Annotated in this window: 13 protein-coding genes and 1 pseudogene; 6 read left to right on the forward strand and 8 right to left on the reverse strand. The window is 54.9% G+C overall.

All coding sequences use genetic code 11. The features are described 5' to 3' along the window. The first annotated feature begins 183 nt into the window (after positions 1-183). Together ETG88_RS15960 and mdtD are read left to right on the forward strand one after the other, a co-directional pair. On the forward strand, positions 184-891 hold the full coding sequence (locus ETG88_RS15960; RefSeq protein WP_129035778.1) for a FadR/GntR family transcriptional regulator: 708 nt from the start codon (positions 184-186) through the stop codon (positions 889-891). Beyond that, positions 888-2,315 (forward strand): multidrug transporter subunit MdtD, encoded by a 1,428-nt coding sequence (mdtD, locus tag ETG88_RS15965; protein WP_100778315.1) that lies wholly within the window; start codon positions 888-890, stop codon positions 2,313-2,315. The genes ETG88_RS15960 and mdtD overlap by 4 nt, the downstream gene beginning before the upstream one ends. Here the strand turns inward: mdtD and rbsR are convergent. From rbsR to kup, 7 genes are all read right to left on the reverse strand, one after another. Continuing rightward, positions 2,263-3,273, reverse strand: a complete 1,011-nt coding sequence (gene rbsR, locus ETG88_RS15970) for a ribose operon transcriptional repressor RbsR (protein WP_100778314.1) — start codon at positions 3,271-3,273, stop codon at positions 2,263-2,265. The genes mdtD and rbsR overlap by 53 nt on opposite strands. Positions 3,274-3,276: 3 nt before the next feature. Beyond that, entirely contained in the window at positions 3,277-4,206 is a 930-nt protein-coding gene (rbsK, locus tag ETG88_RS15975; RefSeq protein WP_129035779.1) for a ribokinase, read from the reverse strand. 108 nt (positions 4,207-4,314) lie between these two features. Next, positions 4,315-5,205, reverse strand: coding sequence for a ribose ABC transporter substrate-binding protein RbsB (rbsB, locus tag ETG88_RS15980; protein WP_100778312.1), 891 nt, complete (start codon positions 5,203-5,205; stop codon positions 4,315-4,317). A 27-nt stretch (positions 5,206-5,232) separates the two neighbouring features. Further along, positions 5,233-6,198, reverse strand: a complete 966-nt coding sequence (gene rbsC, locus ETG88_RS15985; protein WP_100778311.1) for a ribose ABC transporter permease — start codon at positions 6,196-6,198, stop codon at positions 5,233-5,235. Between the two features lie 4 nt (positions 6,199-6,202). Then, the gene (gene rbsA, locus ETG88_RS15990) at positions 6,203-7,708 is read right to left on the reverse strand and encodes a ribose ABC transporter ATP-binding protein RbsA (protein ID WP_107702587.1); all 1,506 of its coding nucleotides are present in this window, start codon (positions 7,706-7,708) and stop codon (positions 6,203-6,205) included. A gap of 7 nt (positions 7,709-7,715) precedes the next feature. Beyond that, positions 7,716-8,135 (reverse strand): D-ribose pyranase, encoded by a 420-nt coding sequence (gene rbsD, locus ETG88_RS15995; RefSeq protein ID WP_102105134.1) that lies wholly within the window; start codon positions 8,133-8,135, stop codon positions 7,716-7,718. A 226-nt stretch (positions 8,136-8,361) separates the two neighbouring features. Continuing rightward, the gene (gene kup / locus ETG88_RS16000) at positions 8,362-10,230 is read right to left on the reverse strand and encodes a low affinity potassium transporter Kup (RefSeq protein WP_100778308.1); all 1,869 of its coding nucleotides are present in this window, start codon (positions 10,228-10,230) and stop codon (positions 8,362-8,364) included. 222 nt (positions 10,231-10,452) lie between these two features. On the opposite strand from kup, the gene ravA reads away from it, so the two are divergent. Together ravA and viaA are read left to right on the forward strand one after the other, a co-directional pair. Further along, complete coding sequence (gene ravA / locus ETG88_RS16005) at positions 10,453-11,949, forward strand: ATPase RavA (protein ID WP_129035780.1); 1,497 nt, start codon at positions 10,453-10,455, stop codon at positions 11,947-11,949. Continuing rightward, positions 11,943-13,395: pseudogene (gene viaA, locus ETG88_RS16010) on the forward strand (ATPase RavA stimulator ViaA). Before ravA ends, viaA begins: the two are co-directional and overlap by 7 nt. On the opposite strand, the gene asnA reads toward viaA, so the two are convergent. After that, positions 13,396-14,388 (reverse strand): aspartate--ammonia ligase, encoded by a 993-nt coding sequence (gene asnA / locus ETG88_RS16015; protein ID WP_129035781.1) that lies wholly within the window; start codon positions 14,386-14,388, stop codon positions 13,396-13,398. A gap of 150 nt (positions 14,389-14,538) precedes the next feature. Here asnA and asnC point away from each other — a divergent pair, with 150 nt between their 5' ends. Together asnC and mioC are read left to right on the forward strand one after the other, a co-directional pair. Then, entirely contained in the window at positions 14,539-14,997 is a 459-nt protein-coding gene (gene asnC, locus ETG88_RS16020; protein ID WP_088221282.1) for a transcriptional regulator AsnC, read from the forward strand. Between the two features lie 89 nt (positions 14,998-15,086). After that, a complete protein-coding gene (mioC, locus tag ETG88_RS16025) occupies positions 15,087-15,536 on the forward strand; it encodes an FMN-binding protein MioC (protein ID WP_107702584.1) in 450 nt (149 codons plus the stop codon). Positions 15,537-15,900 lie beyond the last annotated feature (364 nt).

Raw genomic sequence — 15,900 nt, forward strand, 5'->3', positions numbered from 1 at the left:
AGGCGCATTATAGGGAGTTATTCTGAGGTGACAAGAGGAAATGTAAAAAAACTTTCTGACCGCATCTTTTTTCGCCAAAACGCTGGTTAACAAGCCACAAACTGTCCTATTTGCTGTTTTTGCAGTCACAAACACACGCCTGATGGCATACTTAACAGCATGTACTATTAAGGAATAAGAGCGATGCCCTTAAGCGCGCAACAGCTGGCCGCCCAAAAAAACCTCTCTTACGTGCTGGCAGAGAAACTGGCCCAACGCATTCTGGCAGGAAAATATATGCCCGGAAGCATTCTTCCCGGTGAAATGGAGCTGGGTGAACAGTTTGGCGTGAGCCGTACCGCCGTGCGTGAAGCCGTGAAAACCTTAACCGCGAAAGGCATGGTACTCCCGCGCCCGCGCATCGGGACTCGCGTGATGCCTCAGAGCAACTGGAACTTCCTCGACCAGGAGCTGCTCTCGTGGTGGATGACCGAAGAGAACTTCCATCAGGTTGTGGAGCATTTCCTGGTTATGCGTGGCAGCCTCGAACCTCAGGCATGTCTGCTCGCCGCCGTGCAAGGCAGCGCCGAGCAAAAAGCGCAGCTTAATACGTTGATGGACGAAATGACCCTCCTGAAGCAGCATTTCAACCGCCAGCGCTGGATTGAAGTGGATATGTCCTGGCACGAGCAAATTTACGCGATGAGCGGAAACCCTTTCCTGACCTCCTTTGCCTCCCTGTTCCATTCGGTGTATCACACCTACTTTGCTTCTATTACTCAGAATGACGTGGTGAAGCTGGACCAGCACCAGGCCATTGTCGATGCCATTCAGGAGAGCGACGGACAGCGCGCTTTACTCGCCTGCCAGGTTTTATTAGCAACACCACACCAACAACCGGACAATCAATGACTGAGAAAAAAGCACGCAGCATGGCGGGATTGCCATGGATTGCGGCAATGGCTTTCTTTATGCAGGCGCTGGATGCCACCATTCTTAACACGGCCCTCCCGGCTATTGCCGAAAGTCTCAACCGCTCCCCGTTGGCGATGCAATCCGCCATCATCAGCTATACACTGACCGTCGCGATGCTGATCCCGGTCAGCGGCTGGCTGGCGGACCGCTTCGGTACACGTCGAATCTTTATGCTCGCCGTCACTCTGTTTACGCTTGGTTCGCTGGCCTGCGCACTTTCGACATCCCTGGCGGAGCTGGTTGTCTTCCGCATCCTGCAGGGCATCGGCGGCGCAATGATGATGCCGGTCGCACGCCTGGCGCTGTTACGTGCTTACCCGCGCAGCGAGCTTTTACCGGTACTGAACTTTGTGACCATGCCCGGTCTGGTCGGCCCCATTCTCGGGCCGGTTCTTGGCGGCGTGCTGGTCACCTGGGCGAGCTGGCACTGGATATTCCTGATCAATATTCCGATTGGCGTGGCTGGCCTTTGCTACGCCCGCAAATATATGCCGAACTTCACCACGCCAAAACGCAGCTTTGATATGGGCGGCTTTTTCCTGTTCGGCCTGAGCCTGGTGTTGTTCTCCACCGGCATGGAGTTATTTGGCGAGAAAATCGTCGCCACCTGGATCGCCCTTTCTATCATTCTGAGCGGCATCCTGCTTTTCCTTCTCTATATACGTCACGCGCGTCGTCACCCGACGCCGCTGATTTCATTGCTGCTGTTCAAAACCCGAACTTTCTCGGTGGGGATTGCCGGAAACATCGCTTCGCGTCTGGGAACCGGCTGCGTGCCCTTCCTGATGCCGCTGATGCTGCAGGTAGGGTTTGGCTATCCGGCGCTGATAGCCGGGTGCATGATGGCCCCGACCGCCGTCGGATCAATTCTGGCGAAATCGATGGTGACGCAGATTTTGCGTCGGCTGGGCTATCGTAAAACGCTGGTGGGTGTCACGGTCTTTATCGGTCTGATGATTGCGCAGTTTTCGCTTCAGTCCGCCGCCTTCCCGGCGTGGATGCTGCTACTCCCGCTCTTTATCCTGGGCATGGCGATGTCTATCCAGTTTACGTCGATGAATACCATCAGCCTCGCGGATCTCACCGACGAAAATGCCAGTGGCGGCAACAGCGTGCTGGCTGTGACGCAGCAGCTGTCGATCAGTTTAGGTGTGGCAGTGAGCGCAGCGGTGCTGCGCGTCTATGAAGGGATGGAAGGGACGAACACGGTTGAGCAGTTCCATTACACCTTTATCACGATGGGCGCACTGACGGTGGTCTCGGCGCTGGTGTTCATGCTGCTCAAACCCAAAGATGGCCGCAATCTGATTAAAGATCGCCACCAGCCGAAACAGAACCGCGTTCCATCAGAACAGGAGTAAGCTGCAAACGCTGCTGCTGAAGTGCGGGCTGTGCCATACGATGAATCAACACATCGATCGCCAGCTCGCCCAGTTCATCTTTCGGCTGATGAATGGTGGTCAGCGGCGGCGTCATAAACTGAGCCAGCTCGATATCATCGTAACCAATCACCGCCATATCCTGGGGAACGCGTAATCCCGCCTGATACAACGCCTGATACGCACCAAAAGCCATCGCATCGTTACCGATAAATACCGCCTGCGGACGCACGTCTTGCGCCAGCAGTTTTTGCATCGCCTCAAAACCACCGTTAAATTCAAAATCGCCGGTGATGCGATATCCGTCCGGAACGGGCAGCCCCGCGCGCTCCATGGCAGCGAGAAATCCCTCGAGACGTAAACGCGCCGGAGTTTTATCCAGCGGCCCGGTAATGCAGGCGATGCGGCTGTAGCCTTTATCAATCAAATGCTGCGTCGCCATATCCCCGCCCAGCAGCGAGTTATCCTGAATCAGATCGCTGGTCCCGTCGAAGGGCGCCCAGTCCATCATCACCGTTGGAACTGAGGGATAGCGCTGCATGATCTCTTTGGAGGGCTGGTGCGTTTCGGTGCACAGAAGCAATAATCCATCGACGCGTTTTTGCATAAGCGTTTCCAGATTACGGTTCATACGCTGTTCGTCGCCCTCGGTGTTACACAGCACCAGGCTGTAACCCCGCTCAAAGCAGCTACGCTCAACGCCGCGCACCAGCTCAGAATAAAACGGGTTTGTACTGGCGGTGATCAGCATGCCGATGGTGTGCGTCTGATTAAGCTTAAGACTGCGCGCGAGCGCCGAAGGAGCGTAGTTGAGGTCTTTAATGGCAGCGTCGACTTTTTCCCGTATCGCCTCGCTGACAAAGCGATCGTTATTGATGACATGGGAAACCGTCGAAGTAGAAACGCCCGCCATGCGGGCGACATCTTTCATTGTGGCCAAGCGTTACCTCTGCTGACTCAAAAATTCATCGATCTCTTTGCGCCATGGAACGGAAGGCTGTGCCCCTTTGCGTGTCACCGCAATCGCGGCAGCGGCATGAGCGAAGCGGATGGCATTGTCCAGCGAGCCACCTTCCAGCAGCGCAGTAACCAGCGCACCGTTAAAGGTATCTCCCGCCGCGATCGTATCAATCGCTTTGACCTTAAAGCCGGGAACGCGACGACCTTCGCCGTTGACGCTCGCCCATACGCCACGGCTTCCGAGCGTAATGATGACCGTACCGATACCTTTATCGTGCAGCGCCTGAGCGGCACGCGCCGCGTCGTCATCATTTTCCACGCGAATGCCCGTCAGCTTTTCGGCTTCCGTTTCGTTCGGGGTGATGATGTCCACCAGCGCCAGCAACTCGTCTGATAATAGACGCGCTGGAGCAGGGTTAAGTACGACAGTGGTATGATTTTCATGTGCAATTTTCGCGGCCGCCAGCACGCTTTCGACCGGCGATTCGAGCTGCATCAGCAGCGCTTCGGCGCTGGAGATCAATTCTCGCTGCGCTTCAACGCGTTCGATGGTCAGCGCCGCATTGGCACCCGCATGAATACCGATGACATTCTCACCTTCTGCGTTGACAAAAATCAGCGCCACGCCCGTCGATTCCCCGCCCACCACTCTTACGGGTGAGATATCGATATGGTCGCTCTCCAGCTGTTTACGCACGCGCTCGCCCGTATCGTCATCACCGGTACAGGCGATAAATGCAATATTAGCGCCGCTGCGACCGGCGGCCACCGCCTGGTTCGCGCCTTTACCGCCGAAAGCCACCTGATACTGATTGCCGGTGACGGTTTCGCCAGGCGTGGGGAAAGCATCAAGGTTAAGAATGTGATCGGCATTAATACTGCCAAGGACGACGAGATTAACTGCGGTTTTCATGTTTGAGCTGTCCAGTAAAGATCGCCACCGGTTTTACCCGGTGGCGTATGCCACACTTTTCTTTATTTGTAGTCCCTCAGGCCGTCAGAGGACCGCCTGAATCGCCTATTACTGCTTGACGACCAGCTTCAGGTCAACCGGATATTTCGCCTGGACTTTCTCGCCCTTCAGCACTTTATCCGCAGTCTGAACGCCCGTCGCGCCAATCTGCTCTGGCAACTGAGCGATGGTTGCCGCCAGTTTGCCATCATTTACGGCTTTCTCACCGTCTGGCGTGCCGTCAAAGCCAACCACCATCACGTCAGATTTACCGGCAGTCTGCAGCGCACGCAAAGCGCCGAGTGCCATTTCATCGTTCTGTGCGAAGACAGCCTGCACTTCCGGGTGCGCCGTCAGCAGGTTCTGCATAACGTTCAGGCCTTTAGTACGGTCGAAGTCAGCAGGCTGGCTGGCCAGTACGTTAAATTTGTGGGCTGCCACGGCTTGCTGGAAACCTTCGCCACGCTCACGCGCTGCGGATGTCCCTGCGATACCCTGCAGTTCGATAACTTTGGCGCCTTCGCCTGCTTTCTTCGCGATGTAATCACCCGCGATTTTACCGCCCAGCACGTTATCAGACGCGATATGGCTAACGACGTCACCTTTTGTCGCCACACGGTCAAGGGTGATTACCGGGATTTTCGCCTGGTTGGCCATCTTCACGGCGTTACCGACCGCATCAGAGTCGGTTGGGTTGATCAGCAGGATTTTGGTGCCACGAACAGTTAAGTCCTGAACGTTAGCCAGCTCTTTCGCCGGGTTGTTCTGAGAGTCGAGAACCACCAGGTTATAACCCAGTTTGTCGGCTTCTTTCTGCGCACCATCCTTCAGGGAAACGAAGAACGGGTTATTCAGGGTCGAGATGACCAGCGCGATGGTGTCTTTCGCCATTGCGTTCGCACTAACGGTAGCGCTCAGTGCCACAGCAGAAACCAGGGTAGCCAGTTTTTTCATGTTCATATCAGAGATGTCCTGTAGTGTCGTCAGTTACTGTTTTTTGTTGTCTACCAGAACCGCCAGCAAAATCACCACTGCTTTAACGATCATCTGGTAATAGGAGGAAACACCTAACAAATTCAAACCATTATTCAGGAAGCCAAGAATCAGTGCGCCGATCAATGTCCCAACAATGCGACCTTTACCCCCCGCCAGGCTCGTACCACCCAGTACCACGGCGGCAATCGCATCCAGCTCATAGCCCGTTCCCGCTGTTGGCTGCGCAGAAGAGAGGCGCGCCACTTCGATAATACCTGCCAGCGATGCCAGCAAACCGCACAGGGAATAGACGATAATTTTGACTTTATTGACGCTAATACCGGAGAGACGCGTCGCCGCTTCGTTACCGCCCAGCGCATAGATATAGCGACCGAGGCGCGTGTGGTGCAGCATGTACCAGGCCGCCAGGAAGACGATACCCATAATCCACACCGGCGTCGGGATACCCAGCGGACGACCAATACCGAACCAGCCAAACAGATCGGCGTTATCAGTAAAGCCGGTATTCACGGGACTGCCGTTGGTGTACACCATCGTGACACCGCGCAGCAGCAGCATCATCACCAGCGTGGCGATAAACGCCTGCACGCGGCCTTTAGCCACAATCATCCCGGTGACTGCACCCACTGCGGCGCCTAACGCCAGGGCAGCGGCGATAGCCACCAGCGCGTTAACCTCAATCCCTACAATTGAAGCCGCTACCGCGCCGGTGAGCGCCAGCAGGGAACCGACGGACAGGTCGATCCCCGACGTCAGAATCACCAGCGTCATGCCGACCGCCATAATGGCGTTCACGGACGTCTGCTGGAGAATATTGAACAGGTTATTGACGGTAAAAAAGTTCGGGCTCATGGTCGACACAATCGCGATCAGCACCAGCAGCGCAATCAGTGATTTTTGTTCCAACAGCCATGCCTTGGTGAAATAGCGGCGACCAGAAACAGCCTGGGTAGTCATCTTCTTACTCCTGATTCACGCGATTAAGCTTGCCCACAGCGGCAGCCATCAGAACTTCCTGGGTGGCCTGCTCGCGAGTGAATTCACCGCCGAGATGCCCTTCATGCATGACGATAATGCGATCGCTCATGCCTAATACTTCTGGCATCTCGGAAGAGACCAGAATGATGCTCAAACCGTCAGCCTTGAACTGGTTGATCAGCTGATAAATCTCTTTCTTGGCACCGACGTCAACGCCACGGGTTGGTTCGTCGAGGATCAGCACTTTTGGACGCGTCATCAGACCGCGGGCAATCGCCACTTTCTGCTGATTACCACCGGAGAGCAGGCCGATTGCCTGTTCCATCGACGGCGTTTTCACGTTAAACAGGCGAATAAAATCACTGACCGCCTGCTGTTCGTCTTTGTGCTTCAAGCTGCCGCCGCTGCGGCTGAAGTAGCCCAGCGCCGTCAGGGACATATTCTCTTTCACCGACATCCCGAGCACTAAGCCATCGCGCTTACGGTCTTCGGAGATATAGACGATGCCGTTCGCCAGCCCATCCTGTGGAGAGCGGGTGACAACTTCATGGCCGTCGAGGGTGACGTAACCACTGGTGCGCGGCAGCGCGCCGTACAGCACTTTCATCAGCTCGGTACGCCCGGCCCCCATCAGCCCGGCCACGCCAAGGATTTCGCCCTGACGCAGCGTGAAGGAGACATCGTTTACGCCCGGCCCACACAGATTGTCGACTTTCAGGCGGACAGCGCCCGGCGTTTTGTCGAGACGCGGATACTGTTCTTCCAGCTTGCGCCCCACCATCATCTCAATCAGCGTATCTTCGGTCAGCGAGGAGACCTCGCGCTCGGCAATAAATTGCCCGTCGCGGAATACCGTCACGTCATCGCAAATCTCGAAGATCTCTTTCATACGGTGGGATATATAGACGATCCCGCGCCCCTGAGATTTCAGCTCGCGGATCACGCGGAACAGGGATTCGGTTTCTGTATCGGTCAGGGCGTCGGTCGGTTCATCCATAACGATGACTTTCGACTCGAAGCTCAGCACTTTGGCGATTTCCACCATCTGCTGATCGCCAATAGACAAGTCGCCTACCAGACGGTCGCTTTTAAAGCGCAGATTCAGCTTCGCCAGCAGAATGTCGGCTTCGGCGTACATCTTTTTCCAGTCGATTTTGCCAAAGCGATTAACGAATTCACGGCCCAGGAAGATGTTTTCCGCAATGGTGAGCTGCGGGATCAGGTTCAGCTCCTGGTGGATAATACCAATCCCGGCTTCCTGAGAGGATTTAGGTCCGGTGAAGGTCGTCTCTTTCCCCAGCCACAGCAGCGTTCCGGCGTCACGGGCATAAATGCCGGTGAGCACTTTCATCATCGTGGATTTGCCAGCGCCGTTTTCACCCACCAGCGCCATAACGCGCCCGGAGTAAACGTTTAACGCGGCACCGGAGAGGGCTTTTACGCCCGGGAACGATTTATCGATCCCTTTGAGTTGCAATAATGCGTCCATGATGGCCTCAGAACGTGACGCCAGCACAGAGAATGATATTCGCATACGGGGAACACTCCCCGCTGCGAATCACCGCCTGACTGTCTGCGGTTTGTTGTTTGAATTGCTCGTGCGTTGTGTAACGAATTTCTATGGTGTTTCCCTGGTGTTGTTGCAGTTGCTCAATATGGCTGAGCAACGTTTCGTGGAGTTGCGGATTATGTTGTTTAATCTCCGTCGCGAGAATGGCCGCCTCAACCTGCATCTCCGACGTCACCACGCCCAGTACCTGCATAAACGAGGGCACGCCCTGCGTTAACGCCATATCAATACGGGTTGTGCTGCGCGGAACCGGTAAGCCTGCATCGCAAACCACCAGCGTATCGGTATGCCCAAGACGGGAAATAACCGATGAGATTTCAGAATTGAGTACCGTGCCTTTCTTCATTTTCTTGCTCCACTAGCGAAACGTTTCGCTAAAAGAAGTGTAGCCGCAAGAGTGTTCAGAAAACCATCATGACGTAACAGAATTGTGATCAACGTCGAAACGTTTCGCTAAGTGAAATGTGGGGGCATTTTAGGGCGTGTTTTTCCTGGTAGCGCCTCGCTTATCCGGCCTACGGTTTCGTAGGGCCGTGCAAGCGAAGCGTCACCGGGAGAAGGTGTTGCGGAGGTTAAATCTCGACCTGCGTCCCTAACTCAATCACGCGGTTAGGCGGGATTTCAAACTGGTCAGGTGCGCGCAGGGCGTTACGCTGCAGGATGAGGTACAGCTTGCCGCGCAGACGCAGATACCACGGGCGTTTGCCGACAATCAGCGACTCGTGCGACATAAAGAACGAGGTTTCCATCATTCGACAGCTCAGCCCTTCCAGACCACAGCGGTGGAATACCTCTTCCACGTTCGGCGTTTCGCGCCAGCCGTAACTCGCCACCACGCGCCAGAAGGTCGGAGAAAGCTGTTCGATCTGCACACGGCGCACGTTGTGGACGTATGGCGCATCTTCGGTTCTCAGCGTCAGCAGGATCACGCGCTCGTGCAGCACTTTGTTGTGCTTGAGGTTGTGCATCAGGGCAAACGGAATCACGTTCAGCGCGCGTGACATATAAACTGCGGTGCCAGGCACACGTACCGGCGGTGATTTCTCCAGCGAGGCAATCATCGCTTCCAGAGAGTTACCGTGCTCGTGCATACGTCGCAGCAGGCGGAAGCGCTCGCTCTTCCAGGTGGTCATCACCAGGAACATCACCAGCCCCAGGGTCAACGGCAGCCAGCCGCCGGAGACGATTTTGTCGAGGTTTGCTGAGAACAGCGGCACATCGATGCAAAGGAAGCCCACCAGAATCAGCGCAACCAGGAATTTATTCCAGTGCCAGTTCCGGTACGCCACGGTGGTCGAGAGAATCGAAGTCAGCACCATCGTACCCGTCACCGCAATACCGTACGCCGCGGCCAGGTTGCTGGAGTGCTCGAAGCTGACAATCACGATCACCACGGCAAAGTAGAGCAGCCAGTTGATGAACGGAATGTAGATCTGGCCAGACTCCATCTCCGAGGTATGAATGATGCGCATCGGCGACAGATAGCCCAGACGAACCGCCTGGCGCGTCAGGGAGAATACGCCGGAAATTACCGCCTGAGAGGCAATGACCGTCGCCAGAGTGGCAAGGATAAGCATCGGCACCAGCGCCCAGTCAGGCGCCAGCAGGAAGAACGGGTTCTTGATCGCTTCCGGATGTTTGAGCAGCAGCGCGCCCTGACCGAAATAGTTCAGCACCAGAGATGGCAGAACCACGGTGAACCAGGCCAGGCGAATCGGCAGCTTACCGAAGTGACCCATATCCGCATACAGCGCTTCCACACCGGTGATTGACAGTACCACGGCACCCAGCGCGACGAACGAAACCGTTTTGTATTCCAGGAAGAAGTGGACCGCCCACATTGGGTTCAGCGCTTGCAGCACTTCCGGGTTGGCGATAATACTGCGCAGACCGAGTGCCGCCAGAATCAGGAACCATGCCAGCATAATGGGTGCAAAGAGTTTACCCACCAGCCCCGTACCGTGCTTCTGAATAGCGAACAACAGCGTCAGCACAATGATGGCGAGCGGAACGACCCACGTATCCAGCTGCGGAGCAATAATCTCCAGCCCCTCAATTGCTGAGAGCACCGAAATCGCCGGGGTAATCACCACTTCTCCATAGAAGAAGCTGCCACCGATCAGGCCGATAATCACCAGGAACGAGGTCATTTTTGCCGATGTATTACGCCCGGCAAGAGACATGAGGGTCAGGATCCCGCCCTCACCGGCGTTATCCGCGCGCATGACAAAGGAGAGATACTTAACAGAAACCACCAGGATCAGCAGCCAAAAGATGAGTGACAAAAAGCCAAAAACGGCGTCACGTTCAACACCAAAACCAAACTGACCGGACAGACATTCGCGAAGCGTATAGAGCGGGCTGGTACCGATATCACCGTACACAACCCCAATGGCCGCAAGCGTTATAGCGCTTAATGATTGCTTATTATCAGTGCTCATAGACTAGTCTTTTCGTTGTATAACAAATGTGTGCTTAGTCCCTTGGCCCACAAAAAGGCGCACAGTATGCACGATTAATCGCAAGATCGTACCCCTAAATGCAACCCTATTAATGTAGCGCAAAGAAAATAACGCCGCACTTCAGTCTATTACCAGCCCATGCTGAAACGTCTATACTCGCATCAATTAGCTGCGACGACGCCGAAAGGACGCAACACAATTATGGCTCACTCACATTTATTAGCAGAAAGAATTTCCCGTCTCAGCGGTGCGCTGGAGAAAGGCCTTTTCGAACGCAGCCATGCGATCAGGCTCTGTTTGCTGGCAGCGCTCAGTGGCGAAAGTGTGTTCCTGCTCGGCCCGCCCGGCATCGCCAAAAGCCTGATTGCGCGTCGACTGAAATTTGCCTTCCAGAATGCGCGCGCCTTTGAATATCTGATGACCCGTTTCTCCACTCCGGAAGAGGTTTTTGGCCCGCTTTCCATTCAGGCCCTGAAAGATGAAGGTCGCTATCAACGATTAACGGCAGGGTATCTGCCCGAGGCTGAAATTGTCTTTCTGGATGAGATCTGGAAAGCCGGCCCTGCGATCCTGAACACCCTGCTTACCGCCATCAACGAACGTCGCTTTCGTAACGGCGCTTATGAAGAAAAAATCCCGATGCGCCTGCTGGTGGCGGCGTCCAACGAACTGCCTGAAGCCGACAGCAGCCTTGAAGCGCTGTATGACCGCATGCTGATTCGCCTGTGGCTGGATAAAGTGCAGGATAAGTCGAATTTCCGCTCGATGCTGGTGAGCCAGCAGGACGAAAATGAAAACCCGGTGGCGCCGTCATTGCAGGTGACTGACGACGAATACCAGCAGTGGCAGCAGGATATCGGCAAAATCAAACTGCCGGACGCCGTTTTTGAACTGATCTTTATGCTGCGCCAGCAGCTGGATTTATTGTCGGCCGCGCCGTATGTCTCGGATCGGCGCTGGAAAAAGGCGATCCGCCTGTTGCAGTCCAGTGCTTTGTTCAGCGGCCGGGATTCCGTCGCCCCCATCGATCTGATCCTGCTGAAAGATTGCCTGTGGCACGATGCGGAAGGGATGCATCTGATGGAACAGCAGCTGGATGTTTTGATGACCGGACACGCGTGGGGGCAGCAGGCAATGCTCAACCAACTGGGCGCCATCACCCAGCGACGCATCCAGCTTCAGCAGCAGCAAAGCGACAAAACGGCACTGAAAGTGAGCCGTCTCGGCGGGATGTTCTCACGTAAACCGCACTACGAGTTGCCCCCAGAACTGACGGACACCACCCTTACGCTCTTACTCCAGCAGCCGTTAAAACTCCACGATATGCAGGTGGTTCACATCACCATTGAGCGCGAAGCGCTGTCGCAGTGGCTGGATAAAAATGGCGAAATCCGTGGAAAACTCAATGGCATCGGCTTTGCCCAGGTACTGAACCTGGAAGTGGATACCAGCATGCATCTGGTGATCCGCGATGTGAGCCTGCAGGGTTCACGCCTCGCCCTGCCGGGAAATGCCTCGGATAACGTGCCGGAAGAGATCAAACAGCAGCTCGACGCGCTGGATACGGAGTGGCATCAGCAGCACACGCGCTTCAGCGAACAGCAAAAATGCCTCTTTATACATAGCGACTGGTTGGGTCGCATCGAAGCCAGCCTGCAGGATGTCAGCGCGCAGATCAAACAGGCGCGTCAATGCTAACGCTGGATACGCTCAATGTGATGCTGGCGGTTGGTGAAGAGGGGCTGATTGAAGAGGTCGTCCTGACCTTACTCGCCTCTCCCCAGCTGGCTGCATTCTTTGAAAAGTTTCCGCGCATTAAAAAAGCCGTCAACCGACGATATACCGCGCTGGCGAGATAGCCTGCGCCAGCGGCTAAAAGAGACCGAAGTCCCGCCAGAGCTTACGGAAGAAGTGGCCTGCTATCAGCAGTGCCAGCGGTTATCCACACCGCAATTTATCGTTCAGCTCCCCCAGATCCTGACGCTGCTCGATAAAGTGCACTCCCCGTACGCCGCCCAGGCCCGCAAGCTGGTCTCTGACAACGCCACCTTTACTCCGGCGCTGCATACGCTTTTCCTGCAGCGATGGCGGCTCAGTCTGGTGGTGCAGACCACGTCGCTCAACCAGCAGTTGCTGGAGGAGGAGCGCGATCAGTTGCTCAGTGAAGTTCAGGAGCGGATGACGCTGAGTGGGCAGCTGGAGCAAGTGCTGGTGGAGAACGAAAACTCCGCCGGAAGGCTTTGGGATATGAGCGCCGGACAGATCCGGCGCGGCGACTATCAGCTGATCGTTAAATACGGCGATTTTCTGGCGCAACAGCCCGAGCTGATGCAGCTCGCGGAGCAGCTTGGCCGCTCGCGGGAGGCGAAGTCGGTGCCGAAAAAAGACGCGCCAATGGAAACCTTCCGCACGCTGGTTCGTGAACCGGCAACCGTGCCGGAACAGGTCGACGGTTTACAGCAAAGTGATGACATCCTGCGCCTGCTGCCGACAGAGCTGGCGACGCTTGGGATCACCGAGCTGGAGTATGAGTTTTACCGGCGGCTGGTGGAGAAACAGCTCCTGACCTATCGCCTGCACGGCGAATCCTGGCGCGAAAAAATCAGCCAGCGTCCGGTCGTTCATCAGGATTTCGACGAACAGCCGCGCGGCCCCTTCATTGTCTGCGTAGATACTTCCGGTTCGATGGGCGGCTTTAACGAACAGTGTGCCAAAGCGTTTTGCCTGGCACTGATGCGCGTCGCCCTCGCCGACCGGCGTCGCTGTTATATCATGCTGTTTTCCAGCGAAGTGGTGGGATACGAACTGACGGGAGAGCAGGGTATCGAGCAGGCGATCCGCTTTTTGAGCCAGCGTTTTCGCGGTGGTACCGATATCGCCAGCTGTTTTCGCGCTATCGCAGAACGCATGCAGGGCGGGGACTGGTATGACGCGGATGCGGTGGTCATTTCCGACTTTATTGCCCAGCGACTGCCGGACGATGTGGTCGCAAAGGTGAAATCATTACAGCGGGATCACCAGCACCGCTTTCATGCGGTGGCGATGTCGCAACATGGAAAGCCCGGCATCATGCGCATTTTCGATCATATCTGGCGCTTTGATACCGGGTTACGCAGCCGCCTGGTCAGGCGCTGGCGGCGTTAATTAAAGCAGAGAGCCGATGCTTTCACGCACCTGATGCGGCCACACCCCACACTGAACCTGCCCGATATGGGACAACTGCAGCAACAGCATTGTCAGGCGTGACTGGCCGATACCGCCGCCGATAGTTTGCGGCATTTCACCGCGCAGCAGGGCCTGGTGCCACTCAAGTTTCAGGCGATCTTCATCTCCCGTCACCGCCAGCTGGCGCTTCAGGGCGTCGGCATCCACGCGGATCCCCATGGAAGAAAGCTCAAACGCATCTTCCAGAATCGGGTTCCACACCAGAATATCGCCGTTCAGACCGGCTAATTCTCGCTCGTCGCGGGTGCTCCAGTCATCGTAATCCGGGGCACGCACGTCATGGCGCTGTCCGTCAGAAAGTTTGCCACCGATACCAATCAGGAATACCGCGCCCAGCTCTTTAGCGATCGCGCGCTCACGGCCTTTGGCATCGAGATCCGGGAAACGGCTCAGCAGATCCTGGCTGTGAACAAAGTGGATCGAATCTGGCAGGAACGGTGCCAGTCCGAACTCTTCACTCACCGCCGCTTCGGTTGCTTTGATCCCCGCGTAGATGGCCTCTACGGTGGATTTCAGCGTCCCTAAGTGACGTTCACCATCACCCATTACACGTTCCCAGTCCCACTGGTCAACGTAAACGGAGTGGATGGCCGTCAGGCGGTCTTCATCGGGGCGAAGCGCTTTCATGTGCGTGTAAAGCCCTTCGCCCGCGCTGAAGTCGTGTTGTCCCAGTGTCTGACGCTTCCATTTCGCGAGTGAATGAACCACTTCGAACTGGGCGTCTGGCAAGGTTTTCACTTTTACCTGTACCGCTTTTTCGCAACCAGACAGGTTGTCCTGCGTCCCATCGCCGACGCGGCTCAGAATCGGAGCCTGGACTTCAATGAGGCCAAGTTTCTCTTCAAGCTGACGTGAAAAATGGGATTTAACGAAACTGATCTGGCGTTGTTTTGCGATGTAAGCGGTTTTCATTTTTATACTCCTGCGTCCTGTTGATATTGATTAAGCAACAAAAACGGCACCCAATACAATAATCCAACAACAAAAAGCCTGCTTCACTTTTGAATCGTTAAAATATGGCGCTAGAATAGAGTGATTACTCAATCTTCATAAGAAAATACTATGGAAAATTATCAGATCGATAATCTGGACCGCGGCATCCTCGAGGCATTAATGGCCAATGCGCGTACGGCGTATGCCGAACTGGCTAAACAATTCGGCGTCAGCCCAGGGACGATTCACGTTCGCGTGGAGAAGATGAAGCAGGCAGGGATTATCACCGGGGCGCGGATTGACGTCAGTCCAAAACAGCTCGGGTATGACGTCTGCTGCTTTATTGGCATCATTCTGAAAAGCGCAAAAGATTACCCCTCTGCGCTGGCCCGGCTCGAAAGTCTGGAAGAGGTGACCGAAGCCTATTACACCACCGGCCACTACAGCATCTTTATTAAGGTCATGTGTAAATCGATCGATGCCCTGCAGCAGGTACTTATCAACAAGATCCAAACAATTGATGAAATTCAGTCCACCGAGACGCTGATCTCCCTGCAGAACCCGATTATGCGCACCATCCGGCCCTAGCGGCGCCATTTAATTACCACATTTTCCACAGGTAGATCCCAGCTCGCTCACAGCGTACAATGATCCCCTCTTTATATGAGCGAGCGATCATGGCAGATATTACTCTTATCAGTGGCAGTACTCTTGGCGGCGCGGAATATGTTGCAGAACATCTCGCGGAAAAGCTGGAAGACGCAGGTTTCTCGACCGAAACCCTGCATGGACCGTTACTGGAAGATCTCCCTGCTGATGGGATCTGGCTGCTGATCACCTCCACGCATGGTGCGGGCGATATCCCTGATAACCTGCAACCCTTCTATGATGAGCTTCTCGAGCAACGTCCCGATCTGTCAGCCGTGCGTTTTGGCGCGATTGGGATAGGTAGCCGCGAATACGACACCTTTTGTGGTGCAGTAGAGAAAGTAGAAGCGGCGATCGCGTCGTGTGGGGCAAAACAGATCGGCGAAACGCTGAAGATCAACATCCTCGATCACGATATTCCGGAGGATCCAGCCGAAGAATGGCTAGGTGAATGGAAAAATTTACTCAATAACGCTTAAAGATCGTGCGATCAGATGTGGATAAGTCTGGTTAAAACCTTGGATCAACCGGTAGTTATCCAAGGTATAACCGTTGGCTGGTTTTTGACCTGTGTATAAGTAGCGGATCTAACCCCAGCTTATACGGTCCAGGATCACCGATCATTCACAGCAAACGATCCTTTCTATCCTTATGATCTTTATGACCGGATCCGACTTATCCACACGAGAAGGCGATCCTAATAAGAGATCATAGTAAAACAGATCTCTAAATAAGAAGATCTTCTTTTTAATAGCCAAGATCCCAATGCTTTCTCGAAAGACTAAACTTGAGTAGAATCCACGGCCCGGGCTTAAATCCATTTTCAAACCGCTTTACGCAAGG

Origin of the sequence: Lelliottia nimipressuralis (assembly GCF_004115925.1) — a bacterium.
Taxonomy (GTDB): Bacteria; Pseudomonadota; Gammaproteobacteria; order Enterobacterales; family Enterobacteriaceae; genus Enterobacter; species Enterobacter nimipressuralis.

What these genes read in the sequence shown, in the direction of transcription:
- asnC (WP_088221282.1), top strand. Translation starts at nt 14,539, where the DNA reads ATGGAAAATTATCAGATCGATAATCTGGACCGCGGCATCCTCGAGGCA.
- asnA (WP_129035781.1), bottom strand. Translation starts at nt 14,388, where the DNA reads ATGAAAACCGCTTACATCGCAAAACAACGCCAGATCAGTTTCGTTAAA.
- rbsB (WP_100778312.1), bottom strand. Translation starts at nt 5,205, where the DNA reads ATGAACATGAAAAAACTGGCTACCCTGGTTTCTGCTGTGGCACTGAGC.
- mdtD (WP_100778315.1), top strand. Translation starts at nt 888, where the DNA reads ATGACTGAGAAAAAAGCACGCAGCATGGCGGGATTGCCATGGATTGCG.
- ravA (WP_129035780.1), top strand. Translation starts at nt 10,453, where the DNA reads ATGGCTCACTCACATTTATTAGCAGAAAGAATTTCCCGTCTCAGCGGT.
- rbsC (WP_100778311.1), bottom strand. Translation starts at nt 6,198, where the DNA reads ATGACTACCCAGGCTGTTTCTGGTCGCCGCTATTTCACCAAGGCATGG.
- rbsA (WP_107702587.1), bottom strand. Translation starts at nt 7,708, where the DNA reads ATGGACGCATTATTGCAACTCAAAGGGATCGATAAATCGTTCCCGGGC.
- mioC (WP_107702584.1), top strand. Translation starts at nt 15,087, where the DNA reads ATGGCAGATATTACTCTTATCAGTGGCAGTACTCTTGGCGGCGCGGAA.
- ETG88_RS15960 (WP_129035778.1), top strand. Translation starts at nt 184, where the DNA reads ATGCCCTTAAGCGCGCAACAGCTGGCCGCCCAAAAAAACCTCTCTTAC.
- rbsK (WP_129035779.1), bottom strand. Translation starts at nt 4,206, where the DNA reads ATGAAAACCGCAGTTAATCTCGTCGTCCTTGGCAGTATTAATGCCGAT.
- rbsD (WP_102105134.1), bottom strand. Translation starts at nt 8,135, where the DNA reads ATGAAGAAAGGCACGGTACTCAATTCTGAAATCTCATCGGTTATTTCC.
- kup (WP_100778308.1), bottom strand. Translation starts at nt 10,230, where the DNA reads ATGAGCACTGATAATAAGCAATCATTAAGCGCTATAACGCTTGCGGCC.